Raw genomic sequence first — 5,812 nt, 5'->3', positions numbered from 1 at the left:
TGCAGAGGGTTTTTTAATAAAAGCCTGACGATGACCTACTTTCACACTGGTTGCAGCACTATCATCGGCGCAAAGTCGTTTCACGGTCCTGTTCGGGATGGGAAGGGGTGGTACCAACTCGCTATGGTCATCAGGCATAACTTGTATCGTTCCCTGTTCCACGGTAGTGGCAACAAAGAGCGCAATTTAGAAGAAGTAGTTTTTTATACCGGCCACACCGGGGTGGGTGTGGTCGGTTGGGTATGATTGTCCAAACGGTGTTGCTATCTTTATGGATAGTCACCTTGGCAAACAAATAAGCTCATCATATAACCTGCTAAGGTTATAGGGACAAGCCTCACGGGCAATTAGTATCAGTTAGCTTAACGTATTACTACGCTTCCACACCTGACCTATCAACGTCCTGGTCTCGAACGACCCTTTAGGGGAATCTAGTTCCCGGGAAATATCATCTTAAGGCAAGTTTCCCGCTTAGATGCTTTCAGCGGTTATCTCTTCCGAACTTAGCTACCCGGCAATGCCACTGGCGTGACAACCGGTACACCAGAGGTTCGTCCACTCCGGTCCTCTCGTACTAGGAGCAGCCCCCTTCAAATTTCCAACGCCCACGGCAGATAGGGACCAAACTGTCTCACGACGTTTTAAACCCAGCTCACGTACCACTTTAAATGGCGAACAGCCATACCCTTGGGACCGGCTACAGCCCCAGGATGTGATGAGCCGACATCGAGGTGCCAAACTCCCCCGTCGATATGAACTCTTGGGAGGAATCAGCCTGTTATCCCCAGAGTACCTTTTATCCGTTGAGCGATGGCCCTTCCATACAGAACCACCGGATCACTATGTCCTACTTTCGTACCTGCTCGACTTGTCAGTCTCGCAGTTAAGCACGCTTATGCCATTGCACTATTAGCACGATGTCCGACCGTACCTAGCGTACCTTCGAACTCCTCCGTTACACTTTGGGAGGAGACCGCCCCAGTCAAACTGCCTACCATGCACTGTCCCCGATCCGGATAACGGACCAAGGTTAGAACCTCAAACAAACCAGGGTGGTATTTCAAGGTTGGCTCCACGAGAACTAGCGTCCCCGCTTCAAAGCCTCCCACCTATCCTACACAGATTGGTTCAAAGTCCAATGCAAAGCTACAGTAAAGGTTCATGGGGTCTTTCCGTCTAGCCGCGGGTAGATTGCATCATCACAAACATTTCAACTTCGCTGAGTCTCGGGAGGAGACAGTGTGGCCATCGTTACGCCATTCGTGCAGGTCGGAACTTACCCGACAAGGAATTTCGCTACCTTAGGACCGTTATAGTTACGGCCGCCGTTTACTGGGACTTCAATCAAGAGCTTGCACCCCATCATTTAATCTTCCAGCACCGGGCAGGCGTCACACCCTATACGTCCACTTTCGTGTTTGCAGAGTGCTGTGTTTTTATTAAACAGTCGCAGCCACCTTTTTATTGCAGCCCTTTCGTCCTTCTGGCGCAGGCCAGTCAAACTACATGGGCGTACCTTATCCCGAAGTTACGGTACAAATTTGCCGAGTTCCTTCTCCCGAGTTCTCTCAAGCGCCTTAGAATACTCATCTCGCCCACCTGTGTCGGTTTGCGGTACGGTCTCGTTAGACTGAAGCTTAGAGGCTTTTCTTGGAACCACTTCCGATTGCTTCACCAATAAATTGGCTCGTCCCATACCCTTGAATTACGCTGCCGGATTTGCCTAACAGCCTTCTCTGATATAGGAACCGGGACTTCCAACACCCGGACAACCTTCCGCGATCCGTCCCCCCATCGCATCTAACGACGGTGCAGGAATATTAACCTGCTTCCCATCAGCTACGCATCTCTGCCTCGCCTTAGGGGCCGACTCACCCTGCTCCGATGAACGTTGAACAGGAAACCTTGGGCTTACGGCGTGGGGGCTTTTCACCCCCATTATCGCTACTCATGTCAGCATTCGCACTTCTGATACCTCCAGCATCCTTTACAAGACACCTTCGCAGGCTTACAGAACGCTCTCCTACCATATCAATAAATTGATATCCGCAGCTTCGGTGACTGGCTTAGCCCCGTTACATCTTCCGCGCAGGACGACTCGATCAGTGAGCTATTACGCTTTCTTTAAAGGATGGCTGCTTCTAAGCCAACCTCCTGACTGTTTTAGCCTTCCCACTTCGTTTGCCACTTAGCCAATCTTTGGGACCTTAGCTGGCGGTCTGGGTTGTTTCCCTCTTGACGTCGGACGTTAGCACCCGGCGTCTGTCTCCCAAGCTCGCACTCATCGGTATTCGGAGTTTGCAATGGTTTGGTAAGTCTCGATGACCCCCTAGCCATAACAGTGCTCTACCCCCGATGGTGATACTTGAGGCACTACCTAAATAGTTTTCGGAGAGAACCAGCTATTTCCAAGTTTGTTTAGCCTTTCACCCCTACCCACAGCTCATCCCCTAATTTTTCAACATTAGTGGGTTCGGACCTCCAGTGCGTGTTACCGCACCTTCATCCTGGCCATGAGTAGATCACTTGGTTTCGGGTCTACACCCAGCGACTGAACGCCCTATTCGGACTCGATTTCTCTACGCCTTCCCTATACGGTTAAGCTTGCCACTGAATGTAAGTCGCTGACCCATTATACAAAAGGTACGCAGTCACGGAACAAGTCCGCTCCTACTGTTTGTATGCACACGGTTTCAGGATCTATTTCACTCCCCTTCCGGGGTTCTTTTCGCCTTTCCCTCACGGTACTGGTTCACTATCGGTCGATATCGAGTATTTAGCCTTGGAGGATGGTCCCCCCATGTTCAGACAGGATTACACGTGTCCCGCCCTACTTGTTGCAAGCTTAGTTCCACAATGATCATTTCGTATAAGGGGCTATCACCCTCTATGGCCGACGTTTCCAAGTCGTTCTACTATGTCCACTGCTAAAACTTGCGGCTGTTCCCATTTCGCTCGCCACTACTTTGGGAATCTCGGTTGATTTCTTTTCCTGCAGCTACTTAGATGTTTCAGTTCGCCGCGTTCGCTTTACACACCTATGTATTCAGTGTGCAATGACCACTAGGGCCGGGTTTCCCCATTCGGAAATCTGCGGATCAAAGCTTGTTTGCTAGCTCCCCGCAGCTTATCGCAAGCTACTACGTCCTTCATCGCCTGATATCGCCAAGGCATCCACCATGTGCACTTATTCACTTGTCCCTATAACTTTAGCCTCTGAGTGCGTTCACACCCAAAAAGCGGTTATAGAGGTATTTCTATGAGTTTAGCGTTTGCCGTATCCAAAGTGTTTTCGCATGTCCATGCAGCTTGCGCCCATGGACTCTTTTGAGAACTCTTTACATACTTTTTGATTTGATACAATCATACCCATCCACAACAATGTCTTGTCATGGACGAATCTTTACTACTTCTTCTAAATTGTTAAAGAACAGTTATTGCTTTTGATCTTCAAAAGACCAAACCTAAATCCCAGTGCCTCTCTTGCGCACCGACTTAGGTTTGACATTTCTCATTTCTCACCAAGGAAACTTGGTGGAGGTTGACGGGATCGAACCGACGACCCCCTGCTTGCAAAGCAGGTGCTCTCCCAGCTGAGCTAAACCCCCGGAAATCTTTGGTGGGTCTGGTTGGGCTCGAACCAACGACCCCCGCGTTATCAACACGGTGCTCTAACCAACTGAGCTACAGACCCGCTTGGATCAGTACGAGCCTACCATCAACTACTGCGTATCCTCTACGCACCAGCCTTTGACCGATACCTGTTCTTCTTAACTAACAGACGATAAGTGTGGACGCTTAACTTTCATGCAAACTCTAGAAAGGAGGTGATCCAGCCGCACCTTCCGATACGGCTACCTTGTTACGACTTCACCCCAGTCACGAATCCTACCGTGGTAAGCGCCCTCCTTACGGTTAGGCTACCTACTTCTGGTAAAACCCGCTCCCATGGTGTGACGGGCGGTGTGTACAAGACCCGGGAACGTATTCACCGCGACATGCTGATCCGCGATTACTAGCGATTCCAACTTCATGTAGTCGAGTTGCAGACTACAATCCGGACTACGATACACTTTCTGGGATTAGCTCCCCCTCACGGGTTGGCGGCCCTCTGTATGTACCATTGTATGACGTGTGAAGCCCTACCCATAAGGGCCATGAGGACTTGACGTCATCCCCACCTTCCTCCGGTTTGTCACCGGCAGTCTCATTAGAGTGCCCTTTCGTAGCAACTAATGACAAGGGTTGCGCTCGTTGCGGGACTTAACCCAACATCTCACGACACGAGCTGACGACAGCCATGCAGCACCTGTGTTACAGCTTTCTTTCGAACACTCCCAAATCTCTTCGGGATTCTGTACATGTCAAGGGTAGGTAAGGTTTTTCGCGTTGCATCGAATTAATCCACATCATCCACCGCTTGTGCGGGTCCCCGTCAATTCCTTTGAGTTTTAATCTTGCGACCGTACTCCCCAGGCGGTCTACTTCACGCGTTAGCTGCGTTACCAAGTCAATTAAGACCCGACAACTAGTAGACATCGTTTAGGGCGTGGACTACCAGGGTATCTAATCCTGTTTGCTCCCCACGCTTTCGTGCATGAGCGTCAGTGTTATCCCAGGGGGCTGCCTTCGCCATCGGTATTCCTCCACATCTCTACGCATTTCACTGCTACACGTGGAATTCTACCCCCCTCTGACACACTCTAGCCGTGCAGTCACAAATGCCATTCCCAGGTTAAGCCCGGGGATTTCACACCTGTCTTACACAACCGCCTGCGCACGCTTTACGCCCAGTAATTCCGATTAACGCTTGCACCCTACGTATTACCGCGGCTGCTGGCACGTAGTTAGCCGGTGCTTATTCTTCAGGTACCGTCATTAGCAAGGGATATTAGCCCTCACCGTTTCTTCCCTGACAAAAGAGCTTTACAACCCGAAGGCCTTCTTCACTCACGCGGCATTGCTGGATCAGGGTTGCCCCCATTGTCCAAAATTCCCCACTGCTGCCTCCCGTAGGAGTCTGGGCCGTGTCTCAGTCCCAGTGTGGCTGGTCGTCCTCTCAGACCAGCTACTGATCGATGCCTTGGTGAGCCTTTACCTCACCAACTAGCTAATCAGATATCGGCCGCTCTATGAGCATGAGGTCTTGCGAGCCCCCACTTTCATCCGTAGATCGTATGCGGTATTAGCTAATCTTTCGACTAGTTATCCCCCACTCAAAGGTACGTTCCGATATATTACTCACCCGTTCGCCACTCGTCAGCGGAGCAAGCTCCCTGTTACCGTTCGACTTGCATGTGTAAGGCATGCCGCCAGCGTTCAATCTGAGCCAGGATCAAACTCTTCAGTTCAATCTCTGTTTTGTGGCATTGCTGCCTAGCATCTCTGCTATCGCTCACTCAAAATACTGACAGGCCACTTCTTCTCAGAAGCGCCTATTTTCTTCTTTTGTGAACATTTAATGTTTTAAGTTATACGCTCCTGATTTACATCAGCAGCGCTGCACTTCCATCAAACGCCCACACTTATCGACTGTTAATTGTTAAAGAACCTTCTACTTCGCGCCACCAGAACCCTGGTTCGCGTCGCCGTCAAATCGTTTTGTTTGTCAGCAGCAGAGAGATGAGATTATGTGGCGTTTCAAGATTTTCGTCAACTACTTTTTTACCAACCACCGAAAAACTTCTTACCACCTACAACACCTGCAATCCCCACTTTCCCCTCTCAAACTCCACTCACAAATCAGCCTCTTTCCTACCTCAGCTGCTTCGTTCATTTCGCGTCGTTCTCAACGGGAGGCGAACTATAGCAA

The 5,812-nt window shown here is 50.2% G+C and carries 2 tRNA genes and 3 rRNA genes; all 5 read right to left on the bottom strand.

Annotated features, from left to right (window positions below):
- Nucleotides 1–22 precede the first annotated feature (22 nt).
- Nucleotides 23–135, bottom strand: a 5S ribosomal RNA gene (rrf, locus tag V8G57_RS26180).
- Between the two features lie 191 nt (nucleotides 136–326).
- Nucleotides 327–3,201 (bottom strand): 23S ribosomal RNA (locus V8G57_RS26175).
- A gap of 331 nt (nucleotides 3,202–3,532) precedes the next feature.
- Nucleotides 3,533–3,608 (bottom strand) — tRNA-Ala (locus V8G57_RS26170).
- A 9-nt stretch (nucleotides 3,609–3,617) separates the two neighbouring features.
- Nucleotides 3,618–3,694 (bottom strand) — tRNA-Ile (locus V8G57_RS26165).
- A 126-nt stretch (nucleotides 3,695–3,820) separates the two neighbouring features.
- Nucleotides 3,821–5,351 (bottom strand): 16S ribosomal RNA (locus V8G57_RS26160).
- The 16S, 23S and 5S rRNA genes sit together here with 2 tRNA genes alongside, the layout of an rRNA operon.
- Nucleotides 5,352–5,812 lie beyond the last annotated feature (461 nt).

The organism is Collimonas rhizosphaerae, from assembly GCF_038896935.1.
Taxonomy (GTDB): domain Bacteria; phylum Pseudomonadota; class Gammaproteobacteria; order Burkholderiales; family Burkholderiaceae_D; genus Collimonas; species Collimonas rhizosphaerae.
The sequence above is the reverse complement of the archived record's forward strand: the minus strand, read 5'-3'. Positions and strand labels throughout refer to the sequence as shown.